16 protein-coding genes are annotated in these 20,108 nt (G+C 35.9%); 15 read left to right on the top strand and 1 reads right to left on the bottom strand.

What is annotated here, in order from left to right:
* The first annotated feature begins 39 nt into the window (after nucleotides 1–39).
* A complete protein-coding gene (locus tag H628_RS0100880; protein WP_027824749.1) occupies nucleotides 40–1,200 on the top strand; it encodes a glycosyltransferase family 4 protein in 1,161 nt (386 codons plus the stop codon).
* A gap of 25 nt (nucleotides 1,201–1,225) precedes the next feature.
* On the opposite strand, the gene H628_RS0100875 is transcribed toward H628_RS0100880, so the two are convergent.
* Entirely contained in the window at nucleotides 1,226–1,891 is a 666-nt protein-coding gene (locus H628_RS0100875) for a YigZ family protein (protein ID WP_027824748.1), read from the bottom strand.
* A gap of 42 nt (nucleotides 1,892–1,933) precedes the next feature.
* Between H628_RS0100875 and H628_RS0100870 the strand changes: the two genes are divergently transcribed.
* The 14 genes from H628_RS0100870 to rapZ all read left to right on the top strand — a co-directional run bounded on the left by H628_RS0100870 (nucleotide 1,934) and on the right by rapZ (nucleotide 20,107).
* Nucleotides 1,934–3,220 carry an ATP-dependent helicase ComFA gene (locus H628_RS0100870; protein WP_027824747.1) on the top strand — a complete coding sequence of 429 codons (1,287 nt, stop codon included), beginning with the start codon at nucleotides 1,934–1,936 and terminating at the stop codon, nucleotides 3,218–3,220.
* An 8-nt stretch (nucleotides 3,221–3,228) separates the two neighbouring features.
* Nucleotides 3,229–3,894 carry a ComF family protein gene (locus H628_RS0100865; RefSeq protein ID WP_338042800.1) on the top strand — a complete coding sequence of 222 codons (666 nt, stop codon included), beginning with the start codon at nucleotides 3,229–3,231 and terminating at the stop codon, nucleotides 3,892–3,894.
* 77 nt (nucleotides 3,895–3,971) lie between these two features.
* A complete protein-coding gene (gene hpf / locus H628_RS0100860) occupies nucleotides 3,972–4,517 on the top strand; it encodes a ribosome hibernation-promoting factor, HPF/YfiA family (RefSeq protein ID WP_027824745.1) in 546 nt (181 codons plus the stop codon).
* A gap of 135 nt (nucleotides 4,518–4,652) precedes the next feature.
* Nucleotides 4,653–7,055, top strand: coding sequence for a preprotein translocase subunit SecA (gene secA, locus H628_RS0100855; protein WP_027824744.1), 2,403 nt, complete (start codon nucleotides 4,653–4,655; stop codon nucleotides 7,053–7,055).
* Nucleotides 7,056–7,110: 55 nt separating this feature from the next.
* Nucleotides 7,111–8,227 (top strand): peptide chain release factor 2 gene (gene prfB / locus H628_RS0100850; RefSeq protein ID WP_169449738.1). Its coding sequence is split into 2 segments (ribosomal slippage): nucleotides 7,111–7,182 and nucleotides 7,184–8,227, totalling 1,116 coding nucleotides; the frame shifts between segments, so codons are not numbered across the junction.
* Nucleotides 8,228–8,236: 9 nt separating this feature from the next.
* Nucleotides 8,237–8,515, top strand: coding sequence for a hypothetical protein (locus H628_RS0100845; RefSeq protein ID WP_034538063.1), 279 nt, complete (start codon nucleotides 8,237–8,239; stop codon nucleotides 8,513–8,515).
* A 17-nt stretch (nucleotides 8,516–8,532) separates the two neighbouring features.
* Nucleotides 8,533–9,492: an HPr(Ser) kinase/phosphatase gene (gene hprK / locus H628_RS0100840; protein WP_027824741.1), complete on the top strand. Its 960-nt coding sequence runs from the start codon at nucleotides 8,533–8,535 to the stop codon at nucleotides 9,490–9,492.
* On the top strand, nucleotides 9,493–10,329 hold the full coding sequence (gene lgt / locus H628_RS0100835) for a prolipoprotein diacylglyceryl transferase (protein WP_027824740.1): 837 nt from the start codon (nucleotides 9,493–9,495) through the stop codon (nucleotides 10,327–10,329). It begins immediately after the preceding gene.
* A gap of 3 nt (nucleotides 10,330–10,332) precedes the next feature.
* On the top strand, nucleotides 10,333–11,349 hold the full coding sequence (locus H628_RS0100830; RefSeq protein ID WP_027824739.1) for an NAD(P)H-dependent glycerol-3-phosphate dehydrogenase: 1,017 nt from the start codon (nucleotides 10,333–10,335) through the stop codon (nucleotides 11,347–11,349).
* A gap of 66 nt (nucleotides 11,350–11,415) precedes the next feature.
* Complete coding sequence (gene trxB, locus H628_RS0100825; RefSeq protein ID WP_027824738.1) at nucleotides 11,416–12,342, top strand: thioredoxin-disulfide reductase; 927 nt, start codon at nucleotides 11,416–11,418, stop codon at nucleotides 12,340–12,342.
* A 148-nt stretch (nucleotides 12,343–12,490) separates the two neighbouring features.
* Nucleotides 12,491–14,215 (top strand): phospho-sugar mutase, encoded by a 1,725-nt coding sequence (locus H628_RS0100820; RefSeq protein ID WP_027824737.1) that lies wholly within the window; start codon nucleotides 12,491–12,493, stop codon nucleotides 14,213–14,215.
* A gap of 98 nt (nucleotides 14,216–14,313) precedes the next feature.
* Nucleotides 14,314–16,359, top strand: a complete 2,046-nt coding sequence (uvrB, locus tag H628_RS0100815; RefSeq protein ID WP_027824736.1) for an excinuclease ABC subunit UvrB — start codon at nucleotides 14,314–14,316, stop codon at nucleotides 16,357–16,359.
* Complete coding sequence (uvrA, locus tag H628_RS0100810) at nucleotides 16,346–19,183, top strand: excinuclease ABC subunit UvrA (RefSeq protein WP_027824735.1); 2,838 nt, start codon at nucleotides 16,346–16,348, stop codon at nucleotides 19,181–19,183. The genes uvrB and uvrA overlap by 14 nt, the downstream gene beginning before the upstream one ends.
* 48 nt (nucleotides 19,184–19,231) lie before the next feature.
* Nucleotides 19,232–20,107: an RNase adapter RapZ gene (rapZ, locus tag H628_RS0100805; protein ID WP_027824734.1), complete on the top strand. Its 876-nt coding sequence runs from the start codon at nucleotides 19,232–19,234 to the stop codon at nucleotides 20,105–20,107.
* Nucleotide 20,108: the final 1 nt, after the last annotated feature.

The following is a 20,108-nucleotide window of genomic DNA, read 5'->3' as shown; positions in this document are numbered from 1 at the left end:
GTATAATTAACGCTAGAAATATTGGAAAGTTGATTTTTTATGTTTGCAATAATTGTTAAATTATTTTTTCTTGTGATTATTTCGGCTTTAATAACTCCATTTATTAGACGATTAGCTTTTGTTTTAGGTGCTGTCGATAATCCAAATGCTCGCCGTGTTAATAAAAGACCAATGCCAACGATTGGTGGATTAGGTATTTTCGTTACTTTCAACATTGGAGTATTTGTTTTATTAAGAGAACAGTTTCCAACACATGAAGCCTTTTCAATTTTACTTGCCTCAAGCGTGATTATCTTGACCGGGATGGTTGATGATATTTTAGAACTTAAGCCAATCCAAAAGCTTGCTGGTCAACTTGCTGGTTCATTAGTGATTTATTTCTTGGCTGGAATTAAGATGAAAGAAATAATCTTGCCATTCATGCACCATCCGCATATTCAATTGGGCTGGTTAAGTTTACCAATTACAATTTTTTGGATTTTGGCTTTGACTAATGCAGTTAACTTAATTGATGGTCTAGATGGGTTAGCCGATGGTGTTTCATTGATTTCACTTTCAACTATGGGAGTGGTAGGGTATTTCTTTTTGCATACCAAGGACCTATATATCCCAATTGCCTGTTTTATTTTGGGAGCAGCATTATTAGGATTTTTACCTTATAATTTCCATCCTGCTAAAATCTTTTTAGGTGATACTGGAGCTTTGTATATCGGCTTTATGATTGCTATTCTCTCACTGAAAGGCTTAAAAAATGTTACCTTTATTTCATTGATTGTACCGATTATCATTTTAGGGGTTCCAATTACTGATACTGTTTATGCTATGATTAGACGTAAACTTAATCATAAGCCGATTTCGCAAGCAGATAAGCACCATTTGCATCACCAATTAATGAGAATGGGGCTTAGCCATCGGCAAACAGTTTTGTCTATCTATGGTATTTCTCTAGTTTTCTCTTTTATTTCACTCTTATTCTTATTATCGCCTTCATGGGGAATTTGGCCATTAATAATTGGATTGATGATTGCTTTAGAATTCTTTGTTGAATCTGTGGGATTACTTGGAGATAAGTATCATCCTCTATTGAATTTGATACAAGGCTTAATTAATGTATCGCGCCAAGATGAACCTGAAGTTCAAGTTTGGCACCTTGGTAAGGAAAAACCAGAACAATTAAAGAAAAAGTCTAAAAATAAGTAAAAAGTCGCATCAAACGATGCGACTTTTAATTTTGTTCATGATAATTTATCTCTTTAACTGGAATTTCGTTGTATCTTCCGGTTCCATTATTAAAATTGACTTGTCCATTAAGTAATTCTGTTAATTCATTTTCAAATTTGGCTAAATCTGATTCTTCAATAAAAATTGTAAATTTTACATCCGTTGTAAATTCACGATGGGCTACAAAAATCTCATTTTCATCTAAAAAATGATTTACTTCGTCAAGGCGATTATATGGAATAGAAAAGTAGATTTCTTCTTGATATACCCGTTTGATAACGCCAATTGCTTGGGCAGCTTCAGTTACAGAGTTGGAATATGCTCGGATTAAGCCCCCGGCCCCTAACTTGATACCACCAAAATATCGTGTTACAACCACAGCTACATTTTTTAACTTCATTAATTGTAGTGCTCTTAATTCTACAACGCCTGCTGTTCCTTGTGGTTCACCGTTGTCACTTGCTTTAACTTGGTCATCATTTAAGCCAATCGTATAAGCATAGGTATTATGTGTGGCATCATGATATTTTTTTGATATTTGATTGACAAAAGTTTCAGCTTCTTCTTTGTTGGTTACCCTAGCCATTGTTGTGATAAAACGACTTTTTTTAATGGTTAACTCGTTGCTACCACTTTCTTTAATAGTTAAATAATTTTCTTTTTCAGACAAAAAACTCATCCTTTCGTGTAATTAATAAAGGAGGGTGAAAAAATGGAAGATTTAACTCCTTTATCCGGAAGACAATGGATTAGTAATCAAGCAAATTCTAGCATATTTGAAGATTGTATCAAAGTTGAAACAATTAAAGATGACCACTGCCAAAGATGTGGTCAAAAAGTTACAGATAAGTTAGCGGATAAACGTTTTTATTGTCGGCGCTGTATTGGATTAGGAAGATGTATTGAAGGTGAATATTTATTCCGACTAAAAGGTCAAGGTAACTATACAGTAAAAGAGCCAGTTTTAACTTGGAAAGGGAAATTAACTTCAGACCAAGCTAGAGTTTCTCAAGAAATATTAGAAGCATTTGATCAAAGAAGAAATCATTTAGTTCACGCTGTTACCGGGGCTGGAAAGACGGAAATGCTATTTAAAGTTCTGGAAAAGTGTCTAAGTCAAGGATTAAGAGCAGCAATTGCTACGCCCAGAATAGATGTCGTCAATGAATTATATCCTAGAATTAATTCGGCATTTGCAAATACTGTTATTGGAAAATATCATGGAAGAGAATACAATGATGTGAAAAATGATCAATTAGTTATTTGTACTACCCATCAGCTTTTAAAATTTTATCGGACATTTGATTTGTTGATTATTGATGAGGTTGATTCATTTCCATATGCTCCGGATCCGATGCTACATTATGGAGCAAAAAATGCAGTTAAAGAACTAGGGCAAGGGATGATTTTGTATTTAACGGCGACTCCACCAGATGATTTACTTAAAGCAGTGAAGCAAAAGAAAATTGGCCTTTCTTTATTAAAGCGTCGATTTCATGGTGGTAAATTACCAGTTCCTAAGGAAAAACTTTTTATTGGTCCTTATATTAGTAAACAGCGCATAAATCATAGACTAAAAACAGAAATACTTCGAGTCGTCCAAAGTGGTCATCCGCTACTTTTGTTTGTACCCAAAATCTCTGAAATTCCAATATATTTAGCTTTATTAAAGAAAATTCCAGAATTAACAACTTGTTCAATTGAAGGGGTTCATGCTGCCGATAAAGATCGGATAGATAAAGTGGCAAATTTTAGAGCAAAGAAAACTCAAATATTGGTAACAACGACAATTTTAGAACGAGGAGTTACATTCCCACATGTTTGGGTGATTATTGTTGCAGCTGATGATCCAATTTATACTCGTGCCTCCTTAGTTCAGATAGCAGGGAGAGTTGGGAGAAGTAAAGAAGACCCAACAGGATTAGTACTTTATTGTTATCATCGCTACACCAAGAATATCAAGGAAGCAATCAAGGAAATAAAGAGGATGAATCGATGAGATGCTTAATGTGTGATAGTAAATTTTTGCCAGAGATGGATTTTAGAAAAATATTTTCACTTTTTAATGACTTAAATCAAAAGCTATGTCATTCTTGTCAAGGTAAGTTTAGTTATGTAGTTGGGGGATGTAGTAACTGCCAAAGTCCCAGGGTTGAAAATGGACTATGTCGAGATTGTCGAGCTTGGCAAAAAGCTGAAAAAATCCTTTTGAAAAATACAGCGGTTTGTTACTATAATCAAGCCTTTCATGATTTGTCAGTAGCATATAAACGCTATGGAGATTATCAAATGAAAGAAGTTTTGAAGTATTTGGCAAGTCCAGCATTAAAGAATTTTGATGCAGATTATTATATTCCAATTCCTACTACACAGAGTCATATTAAAAAAAGAGGATATGATACGATTAGTGAAGTTTTTGATGGCTTAGTGCCATTAAGTCCATTTTTGAGCAAGGTGGATGGGCAAAAAAGCCAAGGCGAAAAAAATCGACAAGAAAGATTACAAACACCGCAAACCTTTTACATCAAAACCAGCGCTACAATAAAAACCGGTAGTAAAATATTATTGTTGGATGATATTTATACTACTGGTAGAACACTTTATCATGCGAGAAATGCAATTTTTACGGCGTATCCAAATGTAAAAATTGAAAGTTTTACAATTAGCAGATAGATTTTGCAAGTGCTTACATTTTTGGTATAATAACAGTGTAAAGAAAATCCACTTCGGTGGAGAAAGGAGAATCTTTTATGTTAAAGTATAATGTTCGTGGTGAAAATATTGAAGTTACAGATGCTTTGAGAAGTTATGTTGAAAAGCGCCTAGAAAAGCTTGAAAAATATTTTGAACTCAATTCAGACGTAATTGCCCACGTTAACTTAAAGATTTATAAAAATCATAATGCCAAGGTTGAAGTTACTATTCCTCTTCCATATCTTGTTTTGAGAGCCGAAGAAACTTCAGATGATATGTATCGGAGTATCGACTTTGTTTCTGAAAAGTTGGAAAGACAAATCAGAAAATACAAGACCCGGGTTAACCGGAAGGGTCGTGAAAAGGGGATAAAGGACTTCTTCATTGAAACTCCAACCGAAGAAAAGAAGCCTGAAAAAGAATTTGATATTGTTCGTAATAAGCGAGTAAGCTTGAAGCCAATGGATCCTGAAGAAGCAGTATTGCAAATGGATATGCTTGAACATGATTTCTTTGTATTTCAAGATGCAGAAACGAATGGTACTAGCATCGTATATAAGAGAAATGATGGACGTTATGGCTTGATTGAAACAAACGAATAAACTATTAAAACATCTGCTCCTCAAGGACAAAATCCTTGGGGAGTTTTTGATTGGAAAGATTTTTCTTTTCAAGGTAAACATGGTAAAATATCATATGTATTTTTAGACTTTAAATTAGATTTAGGGACCGATTTAATGGTAAATATTTTAAAGAAGCTATACAATAGCGACAAAAGAGAACTTAAAAAATTTGAAAAATTAGCTGACAAAGTAGAAGGTTATGCAGATGAATATAGCAAGCTTTCTGATGAAGAACTTCAAGCTAAGACAACCGAATTTAGAGAACGTTTGAAAAAGGGAGAAACTTTAGATGATTTGCTTCCTGAAGCCTTTGCCACTTGTCGTGAAGGTGCTAAGAGAGTTTTGGGGCTTTTTCCATTTAGAGTTCAAATCATAGGTGGTATTTCACTTCACTTTGGTAACATTTCCGAAATGATGACTGGTGAAGGTAAAACTTTAACAGCTACTATGCCAGTGTATTTGAATGCTTTAACTGGTGATGGCGTTCACGTTGTAACTGTTAACGAATACCTTTCTAGTCGTGACGAAGAAGAAATGGGACAGTTGTACCGCTGGTTAGGTTTAACAGTAGGCTTGAACTTAAATTCAATGACACCAGACCAAAAGCGTGCAGCATATGATTGTGACGTTACTTATTCAACTAATGCTGAATTAGGTTTCGATTACTTGCGTGATAACATGGTGGTTTACAAAGAACAAATGGTACAACGACCACTTAATTACGCTATCATCGACGAAGTAGACTCAATCTTAATTGATGAAGCCAGAACTCCATTAATTATTTCTGGTGAAGCTGCACAAGCGAACGGTGAATACATTCGAGCAGATCGCTTTGTTAAGACTTTAACTGAAGATAAAAGTGATGACGATGTTGAAGATGACAAAGATTATGGCGACTACAAGATTGACTGGCCAACTAAGACAATTTCGTTGACTCGCCAAGGAATTGCTAAAGCATGTAAGCACTTTGGTCTTAAGAACTTGTACGATGTCGAAAACCAAGTCTTAGTTCACCACATTGATCAAGCATTGCGTGCAAACTACATTATGCTTAAAGATATTGACTATGTTGTGCAAGATGGCGAAGTTTTAATTGTTGACTCATTTACTGGCCGTGTAATGAAAGGCCGTCGTTATTCAGATGGCTTGCACCAAGCAATTGAAGCCAAAGAAGGCGTTAAGATTCAAGAAGAATCTAAGACCCAAGCAACAATTACTTACCAAAACTTCTTTAGAATGTACAAGAAGTTATCAGGGATGACAGGTACTGCTAAGACTGAAGAAGAAGAATTCCGTGAAATTTACAACATGCAAGTTATCACGATTCCAACTAACCGTCCAATTCAAAGAAAAGATATGCCGGATATTCTTTATCCTACTCTTGACTCAAAATTCCATGCAGTAGTAGAAGAAATTAAGAAGCGACACGCTAAGGGACAACCGGTATTGGTTGGTACTGTTGCAATTGAAAGTTCTGAACGTTTGAGTCACTTGCTTGATGAAGCTAATATTCCACATGCAGTTTTGAACGCAAAGAATCACGCTAAAGAAGCGGAAATTATTATGAAGGCTGGTCAAAGAGGAGCAGTTACAATTGCAACTAACATGGCTGGTCGTGGTACTGATATTAAGCTTGGACCTGGCGTTAAGGAATTAGGCGGTTTAGCAGTTATTGGTACTGAGAGACATGAGTCAAGAAGAATTGATAATCAGCTTCGTGGACGTTCAGGCCGTCAAGGTGATCCAGGTTACTCACGTTTTTATCTTTCACTTGAAGATGATTTAATGAAACGTTTTGGTGGTGACCGTGTTAAGGTATTCTTAGACCGAATTTCTGACAATGACGAAGATAAGGTTATTGAATCAAGAATGATAACTCGCCAAGTTGAATCTGCTCAAAAGCGTGTTGAAGGTAACAACTACGACACTCGTAAGCAAACTTTGCAATACGATGATGTTATGAGAATTCAACGTGAAATTATTTATGGCGAAAGAATGCAAGTGATTGAAGAGACCAAGACTCTTAAACCTGTATTAATGGGAATGGTTAAACGAACAATTGACCATCAAGTAGATTTGTATACACAAGGTGAAAAGAAAGATTGGAGAAATGATTCTCTTCGTGATTTCATCGTTTCAAGTTTGACCAACGAAGAAGTTGCAGACGAAATCAATCTTAAAGATATCCAAACTGCTGATGAACTTAAGAAGAAGTTATATGAATTAGCAGAAGAAAATTATAAGGATAAGGCAGACACTTTATCAGATCCAAGTCAAATGCTTGAATTTGAAAAAGTTGTTATCTTACGTGTTGTAGATGATCGCTGGACTGATCATATCGATGCAATGGATCAATTGCGCCAATCAATTGGCTTGCGTGGTTATGGACAACTTAACCCATTAGTTGAATATCAAGAATCTGGTTACCGTATGTTTGAAGAAATGATTTCAAACATTGAATTTGATGCTACTAGATTATTCATGAAGGCTCAAATTAGACAAAACATTGCTAGATAGTTGATAATTAAGAGGAAGGCGAAAGCTTCCTCTTTTTTGCTAAAAGGAGAAAAATATGGAAATAAGTGAAATTTCAGCTGTGTTAGATGAATTAAGAGTTAAGTTAGCGCACTTTAGGAGGTCTCTTTGACTTTGATGCTTTAAACGAAAGTATTGCAATCAATGAAGAAAAAATGGCTGAACCTGATTTTTGGAATAATCAGGAAACGGCCCAAGCATTAATCGGTCAGACTAATAAACTAAAAGAAAAAAGAGACCATTTTACTGAACTGTCAGAAGCGTTTTCTGATGAAGAAACTGCTTTGGAGTTATTAAAAGTGGAAAGCGATACTGATCTACAAAATGAAGTTGAAGCTAATTTAAGTAAACTAAAAGAGAGCTTTCATCAATATGAATTGAATCTGTTATTAGCAGGTAAATACGATTCTAATAATGCTTTGATGGAAATTCATCCTGGTGCAGGAGGTACTGAAGCGATGGATTGGGCTCAGATGCTCATGAGAATGTATCAACGCTTTAGTGAGGCACACGGTTTCACTTTTGAAATTGATGATTATGAGCCAGGAGATGAAGCCGGAGTAAAAAGTGTAAGTATTCTGATTAAGGGAAATAATGCCTATGGCTTTTTAAAAGGAGAGATGGGTGTTCATCGTTTAGTTAGAATCTCACCTTTTGATGCGGCTAAGAGAAGGCATACTTCATTTGCAAGTGTTGAAGTAATTCCAGAAATTGACGATAGTATTGAAGTGGATATTAATCCAGCTGATTTAAGAATTGATGTGTTTAGATCTAGTGGTGCTGGTGGACAGCACATTAATAAAACTTCAAGTGCTGTAAGAATTACACACTTGCCAACAGGTATTGTGACTACTTCACAAGCACAGCGTTCACAATTTCAAAATAAAGAAACTGCGATGAATGCTTTGAGAGCAAAATTATTTCAACTAGAAGAAGAGAAAAAGCGGAAAGAAAAGCAAAAATTAAAGGGAACTCAACAAGAGATTGCATGGGGCTCGCAAATTAGATCATATGTTTTTCATCCATATAGTATGGTCAAAGATCATCGAACTAGTTTTGAAACTAGTGATGTTAATGGCGTAATGGATGGTAAATTAGACGATTTAATTTATACTTATTTACAATGGAAATTGAGTTTAGAAAATCCAGAATAGGTGATAGTTATGGGTTTAATTGAATTTTTAATATTGTTACTGGTCGTTTTGGTAGTGGGAATTATATTATTTGCAATCTTAAAAATGTTATTTTGGATTGCCCCATTTGTGATTATTATTGCCTTATTAGGTTGGCTATATTTTTACTTAGCTAAGAAAAAACTGAATAAATTTATTAATATTCAGTTTGATAATTTTAAAAATGAATTTGATGATGAGCAGCCCAATAAGGAAAAACATCGTAAACAAGCAAGAAATGTTCATACTCATGATGTAGATGATAAGTAAAGAAAGAGGCGGGAAAAATGCCTGGAAAAGTAGAGCTTTCAAAGCTTTTTGAAGATACAAATGTGTTGCATGTCTATCAAGGTAAGGAATTAATCAAAAATCGGGCGGTTACAGTATCAGATATATATCGTCCAGGGCTTGAATTAACTGGTTATTTTGATTTTTATCCTAGCAATCGTATTCAGCTACTTGGGAGAACTGAAATTTCTTATGCAAATATGCTTGATCATGAAAGTAGACTAGAAGTTTTTAATAAAATGGCGACATCTGAAACGCCTTGCTTTTTGATATCACGGAGCTTACCAGTTCCCCGAGAATTGAGCGAAGCAGCTGTTAAAAAGCAAATTCCAATTTTAACCACACCTGAGTCAACAACTTATATTTTAAGTGTTTTAACCCAATACTTGCGGGAACATTTAGCAGAAAGGACTAGTATTCATGGAGTATTAGTTGAAATTAATGGTATGGGGGTTTTGATCACTGGTGCTAGTGGTGTTGGTAAAAGTGAAACAGCCTTAGCTCTAATTCAAAGAGGTCATAGATTAATTGCTGATGATCGTGTAGATGTTTACCAACGTGATCACGATACGATTGTTGGTGAAGCACCTAAAATTTTGAATCATTTAATGGAAATTCGCGGTATCGGAATTATTGATATCAAGGATATGTTTGGAGTTGGGGCAGTTAAAGATCATACTGAAATTAAACTGGTGATTAAACTTGAAAATTGGGATCCCAAGGCAAACTATGATCGTCTTGGATTTGACCAAGATAAACGTGAAATCTGTAATGTAGAAGTTCCGCAAGTAACAATACCTGTAAAAGTGGGACGTAACTTAGAAATTATCATTGAAATTGCTGCTTTAAACTTTAGAGCAAAACAAATGGGTTTTGATGCAAGTATAACTTTTCAAAAACAACTCGCAAATTTGATAAATCAGAACACACAAGCTGATGAAGTGAAAGGAGAAAAATAATTGAATTTATTAGCTTTGAATCCAATCGCATTTCACTTTGGAAATTTGCAGGTTCGTTGGTATGGTATTTTGATGGCAACGGGCGTTTTACTAGCAACCTTGATGGCGATTCAAGAAGGAAAAAAGCGCCAGGTAATTAGTGATGACTTTATTGACTTTTTATTATGGGCTGTTCCATTTAGTTTTGTGGGTGCCAGAGCATACTATGTCATTTTTGAATGGTCGTATTATGCTAACCACCTTGACCAAGTAATTGCTATTTGGGATGGTGGGATTGCAATTTATGGCGGACTTTTAACTGGATTGATTATCTTGTTAATCTTTTGCTACCACCGCATGCTACCGCCTTTATTAATGCTAGATATTATTACGCCAGGTGTGCTTGCAGCTCAAATTTTGGGACGCTGGGGTAATTTCATGAATCAAGAAGCTCATGGTAGTCAGACGAGTTTAGCTTTTTTACAAGGGCTGCATTTACCTGATTTTATTGTTAAGCAGATGTATATTGATGGCCATTATTACCAGCCGACATTTTTATATGAATCATTCTTTAATTTGATAGGCTTAATAATTATTTTGAGCTTAAGACATCGAAAGAATTTCTTTAAGCAAGGAGAAGTCTTTGCTAGCTATTTGATTTGGTATGGGATCGTTAGATTCTTTGTTGAAGGTATGCGGACAGATAGCTTATATATCTTTGGCGTGATTAGAGTTTCACAGGCATTAAGTCTAATTTTAGTTCTATTTGCGGTAGCTTTAATTATCATCCGTAGAAAAGAAGGAAAAAGTCGCTGGTATTTAGATGGTAGTGGCCTAAAATATCCATATGAGAGGTAAGTAATGACAAAAATTGCAGTATTAGGAAGCGGATCTTGGGGTTCAGTTTTGGCTTCATTATTAGCAGATAATGGACATGAAGTTGTTTTATACGGAAATAATGAGCAAGTTCGCGATGAAATTAACTCACAACATACGAATTTACATTATATGAAGAATTGGCAACTTAATCCTAACGTAAAGGCAACGACTGACCTAAAAGAAGCGGTTAGTGGTAGTGATGTAGTTTTATTTGTGATACCAACTAAGGCAATCCGCGTTGTCAGCAAACAACTTCAAGTAGTTCTTAATGAATTAGAAATTAGTCCTTTGGTGGTTGCTGCAACTAAGGGGATAGAACCTGGAAGCAAAAAGTTAATCTCTGAGATTTTAACTGAAGAATTGTATCCAAATGATGAAGGTAAAATAGTTGCAATTTCTGGTCCTAGTCACGCTGAAAACGTTGCTCAAAAAGACTTAACAGCTATTACTTGTGCTTCAACTAATTATGAGAATGCACAAAAAGTTCAAGAATTATTTTGTAATGATTATTTGCGACTATACACTAGTAATGATTTGATTGGTGTAGAAGTTGGTGGTGCAGTTAAGAATGTGATTGCAATTGCCGCCGGTATTTTAGTTGGAAAAAACTATGGAGACAATGCTAAGGCAGCCTTGATGACCCGTGGACTTGCAGAAGTTATGCGATTAGGCGTATCTTTTGGAGCTCAACCATGGACTTTTAGTGGTTTATCAGGAATTGGAGATCTGATTGTAACTTGTACTTCAGTAAATTCTCGTAATTGGAGAGCTGGTAAGGCTTTAGGTGAAGGTAAAGCTTTATCAGATATCCTAGAAAATATGGGACAAGTTGTTGAAGGAGCGACCACAGCGAAAGCAGTTCATGAGATTTGCCAAAAAGAAGGAATAGATATGCCAATTTGTGAGGCAATTTATAAAGTTCTTTATGAAAATGGTGATATTGATACTGAAATTAAAGAAATGATGAGTCGTGAAAAGACAACAGAAATACGGTGGTAAACAAAAAATTTGTCTTTAAAACTAATTGCTGTATAATACTTATTAAAAGTAAGTAGGAGGCTAACCATGAGTAAGTTATATGACGTTATCATCATTGGTGCAGGTCCTGGCGGATTAACAGCTGCACTTTATGCATCAAGAGCTAATCTAAGCGTTTTAGTCTTAGATCGTGGTATCTATGGTGGTCAGATGAATAACACTGGAGCAATTGACAATTATCCAGGTTTTACTGAAATTCAAGGTCCAGAATTAAGTGAAAAGATGTATCAATCCGCAATGAACTTTGGGGCCGAATATAAGTATGGCGATGTAAATAGTGTTGATTTTTCTGGTAAAGAAAAAATCGTTAAAGCAGGAAATGATGAATATCATGCTAAAGCCGTAATTATTGCAACTGGAGCTGAACATAAGCACTTAGGGGTTCCAGGCGAAGAAGAATATTCTGGCCGAGGAGTTTCATATTGTGCTGTTTGTGATGCTGCATTTTTCAAAGATGAAGAGGTAGTGGTTGTCGGCGGTGGCGATTCTGCAATCGAAGAAGGCCTGTATTTAGCCAATATTGCCAAGAGTGTAACTGTTATTCACCGTCGTGATAGTTTACGTGCACAACCTGTTTTGCAAAAACGTGCTTTTTCAAATGATAAAATGAAATTTATCTGGAATGCCCAAACAGAAGAAATTGTTGGCGATAATCAAAAGGTTACTACTGTTAGGTATCTTGATAAAGAAACAGGTGAACATAAGGAAGTTAATGCAAGTGGTATTTTCATCTATGTTGGAGTAGAACCACAAACTACTTTATTCAAAGATTTGGGAATCACTGATAATCATGGCTGGATTATTACTGATGAAAAAATGCAAACTAAGCTTGATGGTGTATTTGCCTTAGGTGATGTTCGTGCTAAAGACTTAAGACAAATTGCCAATGCTGTTGGTGATGGTAGTATTGCTGGACAAGAAGCTTATAATTATTTACAAAGTCTAAAAGATTAGTATAGTTTTAAAAATATTTATAAAAAAGTCTGTAAATAGCAGGCTTTTTTTTGTGTAATATTTTTCATGTTTTGCAAAGTGGTATAATTAAAACATACTAGTTTAATTTATTTAATGACAGAAAATATAAAACGATAGGAGTTATCTTATGACTGCTAGACAAGCATATGAAAATTGGCTAAAAGCTGATAAATTACCAGATTATTTACAAAGACAATTAAAAGAATTAGGTCAAGATCCAGCTTGGGTAGATGATGCCTTTGGTACAGATATTAACTTTGGTACAGCAGGGATGCGTGGCTTACTTGAACCAGGTACTAACCGTATCAATGTTGTTACTGTTGGACGTGTAACTGAAGGATTGGCACAATTAATTGAAAAAGAAGGTCAAGAAGCTAAAGAAAAGGGTGTAGTAATTTCTTTTGACTCACGTTATCATTCAGAAGATTTTGCTAAGCTCTCAGCTCAAATCTTGGGTCACCATGGCATTAAGGTTTATTTATTTGATGGTTTAAGACCAACACCTGAATTGTCATTTGCAATTCGCCACTTGGGTACTTTTGCTGGAATCATGGTAACTGCTTCACACAATGCTAAGCAATATAATGGTTACAAGATTTATGGTGCTGATGGTGGACAAATGCCACCTGAACATGCGGCTGTTGTTGAAAAGGCTGCTTTAGAAGTTGAAAACCAATTAGCAATTCCAGTAAGCCCAATCGAAGAATTAAGAGCTAAGAAGATTTTGCAATTAGTTGGTGAAGATGTTGATGAAGCTTACCTTGAAGCTTTAGACACAATTAACGTAAATCATGATTTAATTAAAGAAACAGCTGATAAGTTAAAGATTGTTTACACACCAGTTCATGGTACAGGTAAGGTGATTTATGACCGTGCCTTCAGACAAGGTGGTTTCAAGAACTTTACTGTAGTTCCTAGTCAAGCAATCATTGACCCAGAATTCCCAACTACAATTAAACCTAACCCAGAATACCGTCAAGTTTTTGATGAAGGTGTTAAGGTAGCTGATAAGGTTGGAGCTGATATTATTGTTGCAACTGACCCAGATGCTGACCGTTTGGGGGCAGCTGTTAGAACTCCAAATGGCGATTTCCAAGTTTTAACTGGTAATCAAATTGCTACGTTGATTTCAAATTACTTATTAACTAACTTGAAGAATTCTGGCAAACTTGATTCTTCATATGAAATTATCACTAGTGTTGTTTCAAGTGCTTTACCATTTAAGATTGCAAAATCATTTGGCATTCAAACTAAGTATGTTTTAACAGGTTTTAAGTATATTGGTGAAGAAATTGACCGTTTACACAAGACTGGTGATGGTCAATTCTTGATGGGTTTTGAAGAAAGTTATGGTTTCTTATTCAAGACCTTTAACCGTGATAAAGATGCAATGCAAGGTGCATTAATGTTCTTCGAAGTTGCTGCATACTACGCTTCAAGAAATATGTCAGTCTTCGATGGCTTACAAGAAATCTGGAACAAATACGGTGCAAGTTGTGAAATTACTAAGGCAATCGAAATGCCAGGACTTGACGGTCAAAAGCGGATGGCTAAGGTAATGGAAAACTTACGTAAAGAACAACTTCAAGAAATTAATGGCCACAAGGTAATTAAGATTGAAGACTTTGAATTAGCTAAAGAAATTACACCAGCTGGTGAAAAAGAAATGCCAGGCTTCCCTAAGTCAAATGTACTCAAGTACTTCTTAGACGATGAAACTTGGGTTGCTCTTCGTCCATCAGGTACTGAACCAGTGATTAAGGCTTATGTTGGTACAAATGCTGAAACTTATGCTAAGGCTGAAGAAAAATGCAAGGCCTATCATGAAGCAATTGCAAAATTTACTAAATAGTAAGCTTATTACCTGCGAAAACGTGTTCGAAGTAGTAAAATAAGAATAATGATAAAATTGGACTGTTAAGGTCCAATTTTTTTTGCGAGGGATTATTCATGATTAAAAGACAAACCAATCGAAAGTTTGATTTAGTTTCTAAATATAAGCCAGCTGGTGATCAAGGCCAAGCAATTGATAAATTAACTGCTGGTTTTAAAGCTGGTGCCAAAGAACAAATTTTGCAGGGGGCTACTGGGACAGGGAAGACCTTTACAATGGCCAACATAATTGCCAAGTTAAACAAGCCAACATTAGTTATTTCTCACAATAAAACCCTGGTGGGGCAACTATATGGTGAATTTAAAGAATTTTTCCCCAATAATGCGGTTGAATACTTTGTTTCATATTATGACTACTACCAACCTGAAGCGTATGTTCCAAGTTCAGATACTTATATTGAAAAAGATTCTTCAATTAATGATGAAATTGACCAATTACGGCACCGAGCAACTAGTGCTTTGATGGAGCGCAATGACGTTGTGGTTGTTGCTAGTGTTTCTTGCATTTATGGGTTGGGTGACCCGAAAGAATATGCAGCAAGTGTTTTGAGCTTGCATGAAGGTCAAGAATATGAACGTAATGTCTTATTACGAGATTTAGTAAATATTCAATATGATCGTAATGATATTGACTTCCAACGTGGTCGTTTTCGTGTTAGAGGAGATATTGTGGAAATTTTCCCAGCAGGCAATAGTGACCACGCTTATCGTGTAGAATTTTTCGGTGATGAAATTGATCGCATCGTTGAAGTTGATTCTTTAACAGGTGAAGTAATCGGCGAGCGTGACCAAGTATCTCTTTTCCCAGCCACGCACTTTATGACTAATGAAGAACAAATGAAGCAGGCGCTTAAGCGAATTAGTCGGGAAATGGATTTGCAGGTTAAGAAATTTGAAGGCGAAGGCAAGTTGCTAGAGGCGCAAAGAATTAAGCAAAGAACTACTTATGATATGGATATGATGAGCGAAGTTGGATATACCAATGGTATCGAAAACTATTCTGCTCCAATTGAAGGTAGAAAGGCTGGAGAGCCACCACATACTTTACTTGATTTCTTTCCAGATGATTTCTTAATTTTAATTGATGAATCACACGCAACAATGCCGGAAATTCGGGCTATGTATAATGGTGACCGTAAACGAAAAGAAACTTTAATTGATTATGGTTTTCGCTTGCCATCTGCTTTAGATAACCGTCCACTTAAACTTGAAGAATTTGAAAAGCATGTAAATCAAATTCTTTATGTTTCAGCAACTCCTGGAGATTATGAACTTAATCGTACAGGTAAAATCGTTGAACAAATTATTCGGCCAACTGGATTACTTGATCCTAAGATTGAAGTAAGGCCAATTCAAGGTCAGATTGATGACTTAGTTGGTGAAATAAATAAGCGAATTGATCGGGATGAAAGAGTTTTTGTGACAACTTTAACCAAGAAAATGGCTGAAGATTTAACTGATTACTTAAAAGATCTTGGAATCAAGGTTCGTTACTTGCACTCAGATATTAAAACACTTGAACGAATGCAGATTCTACATGATCTGCGAAAGGGTGATTTTGATGTCTTAATTGGAATTAACCTTTTGCGTGAAGGGATTGACGTCCCTGAAGTATCATTAGTTGCGATTTTAGATGCTGATAAAGAAGGTTTCTTACGGTCAACTCGACCTTTGATTCAGACGATGGGACGTGCCGCTAGAAATAGTGATGGAACAGTAATTATGTATGCTGATAAAATTACTGATTCAATGCGGATAGCCATTGATGAAACGCGCCGTAGGCGTGAAAAGCAGATTGCTTTTAATAAAGAACATGGCATTGTTCCTAAGACAATTGTTAAACCAATCCGTGATGTTATTTCAATCACTAAACCAGTTAAAGAAGAAAAAGAGAAAGAAAGTTTTGCTGAGCTTAACTTTGATGAGTTAACGAAGAAGCAAAAGCAAACCATGATTAAGAACTTGACTGAGCAGATGCAAGAAGCTGCTAAGAAGTTAGACTTTGAAGCAGCCGCTAACTTGCGTGATGCAATCATGGAATTACAAAATTCAGTTCATACACCGAAAAAGCATAAGGGGAAGGATTTTAATGGTAAGAGATAAAATTGAAATTCATGGAGCGCGTGAACATAACCTAAAAGATATTGACCTAACAATTCCTAAAGATAAATTAGTGGTGGTAACTGGATTATCGGGGTCTGGTAAGAGTTCACTGGCTTTTGATACTTTATATGCAGAAGGACGTAGACGTTATGTTGAGTCTTTATCTTCATATGCGCGACAATTTTTAGGGCAAATGGATAAGGCAGATGTTGACTCAATTGATGGCTTAAATCCTGCTATTTCAATTGATCAAAAAACTACATCACATAATCCACGATCAACTGTCGGAACTGTTACTGAAATTAATGATTACTTACGGCTCTTATGGGCGAGAGTAGGCCATCCAATTTGCCCTAATGATGGGACTTTAATTGAAAGACAGTCAGTTGATCAGATGGTTAAGCGGGTACTAGAATTACCTGAACGCAGTAAAATTCAAATTTTAGCACCTGTAATTCGCCAAAAGCGTGGGATGCACCAAGAAGTCTTTAAGAAGGTCGCTCGTGCCGGGTTTGTGCGTTTAATTGTTGATGGTGAAATGCATGAAGTTAGCGATGAATTCAACTTGGATAAAAATAAAAAACATTCAATTTCAATTGTTGTTGACCGATTGATTGTTAAAGATGGAATTAAAAGTCGTTTAACTGATTCTGTTGAATCTGCCCTAAGACTTTCTGAAGGATATATGGATGTTGATGTTATTGGCAATCAGGTTTTGAACTTCTCTGAAGATTATGCCTGCCCTAAGTGTGGATTTACTGTTGGCGAAATGGAACCAAGGCTTTTTTCATTTAATGCGCCATTTGGAGCTTGTGAAGCCTGTGATGGCTTGGGGATGAAATTAGCTGTCGATGAAGATTTAGTTGTTCCTGATAAAGATAAAACCTTAAATGAGGGGGCAATTGCTCCTTGGGCTAATAGTGACTACTATAAAATGATGCTGACGCAAGCTTGCCAAAGTTTACGCATTAATATGGATAAGCCATTTAAAAAATTAACTGAACGTCAAAAGAATCTTGTTTTATATGGCTCAGACAAGAAAATTAAGTTCCACTTGGAAGGCGATTTTGGGGTTAATGATACAACTCAAGCCTTTGAAGGGGTTATGAATAATATTGATCGCCGCTACCATCATCCAATGAGTCAGTTTATGCGAGAAGTAATGGGTAAATACATGACTGAATTAACTTGTGCAGTTTGTCATGGTAAACGTCTTAATCAAAAAGCTTTAGCTGTTAAAGTGATGGGCCAAGATATTAGTGAAGTTAGCGATTTGCCAATTGGTAAAGAATTGACTTTCTTCAAATCTGTTAAATTAACTGAAGCGGAAAATATGATTGCTAAGCCAATTTTAAAAGAAGTTATTGATCGCTTAACGTTTTTGGTAAATGTTGGACTAGACTATTTGACCTTATCACGTTCAGCTGGAACTCTATCAGGTGGTGAAGCTCAGAGAATTCGTTTAGCTACCCAGATTGGTTCTAACTTATCTGGAGTAATGTACATTTTAGACGAACCTTCTATTGGTTTACATCAAAGAGACAATGATCGCCTGATTGCTTCATTGAAGAAAATGCGGGACTTGGGTAATTCCTTAATTGTTGTTGAACACGATGATGAAACAATGAAGCAAGCAGATTATTTAATTGATATGGGACCTGGTGCTGGTAGCTTTGGTGGTAAGGTAATGGCAGCTGGAACACCTGAAGAAGTGATGGCTAATCCTAATTCGTTAACTGGTCAATATCTTTCTGGTAAAAAGTTTATTCCAGTACCAACTGAAAGAAGAAAAGGAAATGGAAAGAAAATTACTGTTTCTGGAGCTTGCGAACATAACTTAAAAGATATTACCGTTGATTTCCCATTAGGAAAATTTGTTGTGGTTACAGGTGTTTCTGGATCAGGTAAGTCAACTTTAGTTAATACCATTTTAAAACGGGCATTAGCGCAAAAGCTTAACCATAATTCTGCTAAGCCAGGGAAATTTGCTAAGATTACGGGCTATAAAGAAATCGAAAAAATTATTGATATTGATCAAAGCCCAATTGGGCGTACCCCAAGATCTAACCCAGCTACCTATACGAGCGTATTCGATGATATTAGAGCCTTATTTGCCCAAACTAATGAAGCTAAGATTCGCGGATATACCAAGGCAAGATTCTCCTTTAACGTTAAGGGAGGACGCTGTGAGGCCTGTCATGGTGATGGAATTATCAAGATTGAAATGAATTTCTTACCTGATGTTTATGTCCCTTGTGAAGTTTGTCATGGCCGTCGTTATAATTCTGAAACTCTTGAAGTTACATACCATGATAAAAATATTGCTCAAGTACTTGATATGACAATTTCAGAAGCATGTGAATTCTTCGAAAAGATTCCTAAGATTCATCGGAAGTTACAGACAATTGTCGATGTAGGGCTAGGTTATGTTAAATTAGGGCAATCAGCTACTACTCTTTCTGGTGGAGAAGCTCAAAGAATGAAATTAGCAAGTGAACTTCAAAAGTTATCAACTGGTAATAACTTCTATATTTTAGATGAACCAACTACTGGTTTGCATGTTGATGATATTAAGCGTTTGTTAGTTGTTTTGCAGCGCTTAGTTGATCAAGGTAATACTGTTTTGGTAATTGAACATAACTTAGATGTGATTAAGACAGCGGACTGGTTAATTGATTTGGGCCCAGAAGGTGGTGAAGGTGGAGGCCAGATTGTTGTAACTGGCACACCTGAACAAGTAGCTGAATGTGATAAATCATGGACTGGTAAGTATTTAAAGCCAGTTTTAGAGCGGGACCTAGCACGCACCAAAGTAGAAAAGTAATAAAATGAAACGCCCGGATATGTTATAATTTCCATGGAGGGGATTCCTATGGCTAGTGAAAAAAGACAATTATTAATTGTGACTGGAATGAGTGGATCTGGTAAGACTGTTGCTGCTCATTCGCTGGAAGATATGGGGTATTTCGTCGTTGATAATTTACCTCCAACTTTATTAGGTAGTTTTTGGGATTTGATGAATAATTCCGATGACTTCAATAAAGTTGCTGTTTTAATTGACTTGCGGGTTAAGAGCTTTTATAAAGACCTTGAAGATGAAATTAATTCTTTAGAGGATAATGGTAAAACTCAAGCTACAATCCTATTTTTAACGGCAAGTGATGATAAATTAGTTGCTCGTTATAAAGAAACAAGACGTTTGCCACCATTAGCTCGTAGTGGAAGACTACTTGATGGAATCCAAAAAGAACGGGCGATTTTGGCTCCAATTAAGAATATCTCTAATATTATTATTGATACGACTGAACTCACCCCCAAGGATTTAAAGGCCAAGTTAATCAGTTTATTTAGTGAGCATGGTAAAAAGCCATTTACAGTTGAAGTTATGAGTTTTGGATTTAAGTATGGGATGCCAATTGATGCTGATATTGTAATGGATGTACGTTTCCTACCAAACCCATTCTATATTCCTAGCTTGAAGCCTTTTACTGGCTTAGACAAGCGAGTCTTTGATTATGTTATGGATAAAGATGTTACAAAAGTCTTTTATAGCAAGTTATTAGATTTAATTGAAACTGCAATTCCTGGATATATCAAAGAAGGAAAAGAAAAATTAACAATTGCTATTGGTTGTACCGGTGGACAACACCGTAGCGTTTCAATTGCGCAACAGCTTGCACGAGATTTATCTAAGAAGTATCCAGTAGATATTTCACATAGAGAAATAAGCCGATATATTAGAAAGTAGG

Origin of the sequence: Lactobacillus psittaci DSM 15354, from assembly GCF_000425905.1 — a bacterium.
Classification (GTDB): domain Bacteria; phylum Bacillota; class Bacilli; order Lactobacillales; family Lactobacillaceae; genus Lactobacillus; species Lactobacillus psittaci.
This window is presented reverse-complemented; position numbering and strand designations above follow the sequence as displayed.

Bases quoted from the DNA above. Each gene is read 5' to 3' on its own strand.
- H628_RS0100845 (WP_034538063.1), top strand. From the start codon at position 8,237: ATGGGTTTAATTGAATTTTTAATATTGTTACTGGTCGTTTTGGTAGTG.
- H628_RS0100880 (WP_027824749.1), top strand. From the start codon at position 40: ATGTTTGCAATAATTGTTAAATTATTTTTTCTTGTGATTATTTCGGCT.
- hpf (WP_027824745.1), top strand. From the start codon at position 3,972: ATGTTAAAGTATAATGTTCGTGGTGAAAATATTGAAGTTACAGATGCT.
- H628_RS0100865 (WP_338042800.1), top strand. From the start codon at position 3,229: ATGTGTGATAGTAAATTTTTGCCAGAGATGGATTTTAGAAAAATATTT.
- H628_RS0100820 (WP_027824737.1), top strand. From the start codon at position 12,491: ATGACTGCTAGACAAGCATATGAAAATTGGCTAAAAGCTGATAAATTA.
- uvrA (WP_027824735.1), top strand. From the start codon at position 16,346: ATGGTAAGAGATAAAATTGAAATTCATGGAGCGCGTGAACATAACCTA.
- rapZ (WP_027824734.1), top strand. From the start codon at position 19,232: ATGGCTAGTGAAAAAAGACAATTATTAATTGTGACTGGAATGAGTGGA.
- H628_RS0100870 (WP_027824747.1), top strand. From the start codon at position 1,934: ATGGAAGATTTAACTCCTTTATCCGGAAGACAATGGATTAGTAATCAA.
- secA (WP_027824744.1), top strand. From the start codon at position 4,653: ATGGTAAATATTTTAAAGAAGCTATACAATAGCGACAAAAGAGAACTT.
- trxB (WP_027824738.1), top strand. From the start codon at position 11,416: ATGAGTAAGTTATATGACGTTATCATCATTGGTGCAGGTCCTGGCGGA.
- hprK (WP_027824741.1), top strand. From the start codon at position 8,533: ATGCCTGGAAAAGTAGAGCTTTCAAAGCTTTTTGAAGATACAAATGTG.
- uvrB (WP_027824736.1), top strand. From the start codon at position 14,314: ATGATTAAAAGACAAACCAATCGAAAGTTTGATTTAGTTTCTAAATAT.
- H628_RS0100830 (WP_027824739.1), top strand. From the start codon at position 10,333: ATGACAAAAATTGCAGTATTAGGAAGCGGATCTTGGGGTTCAGTTTTG.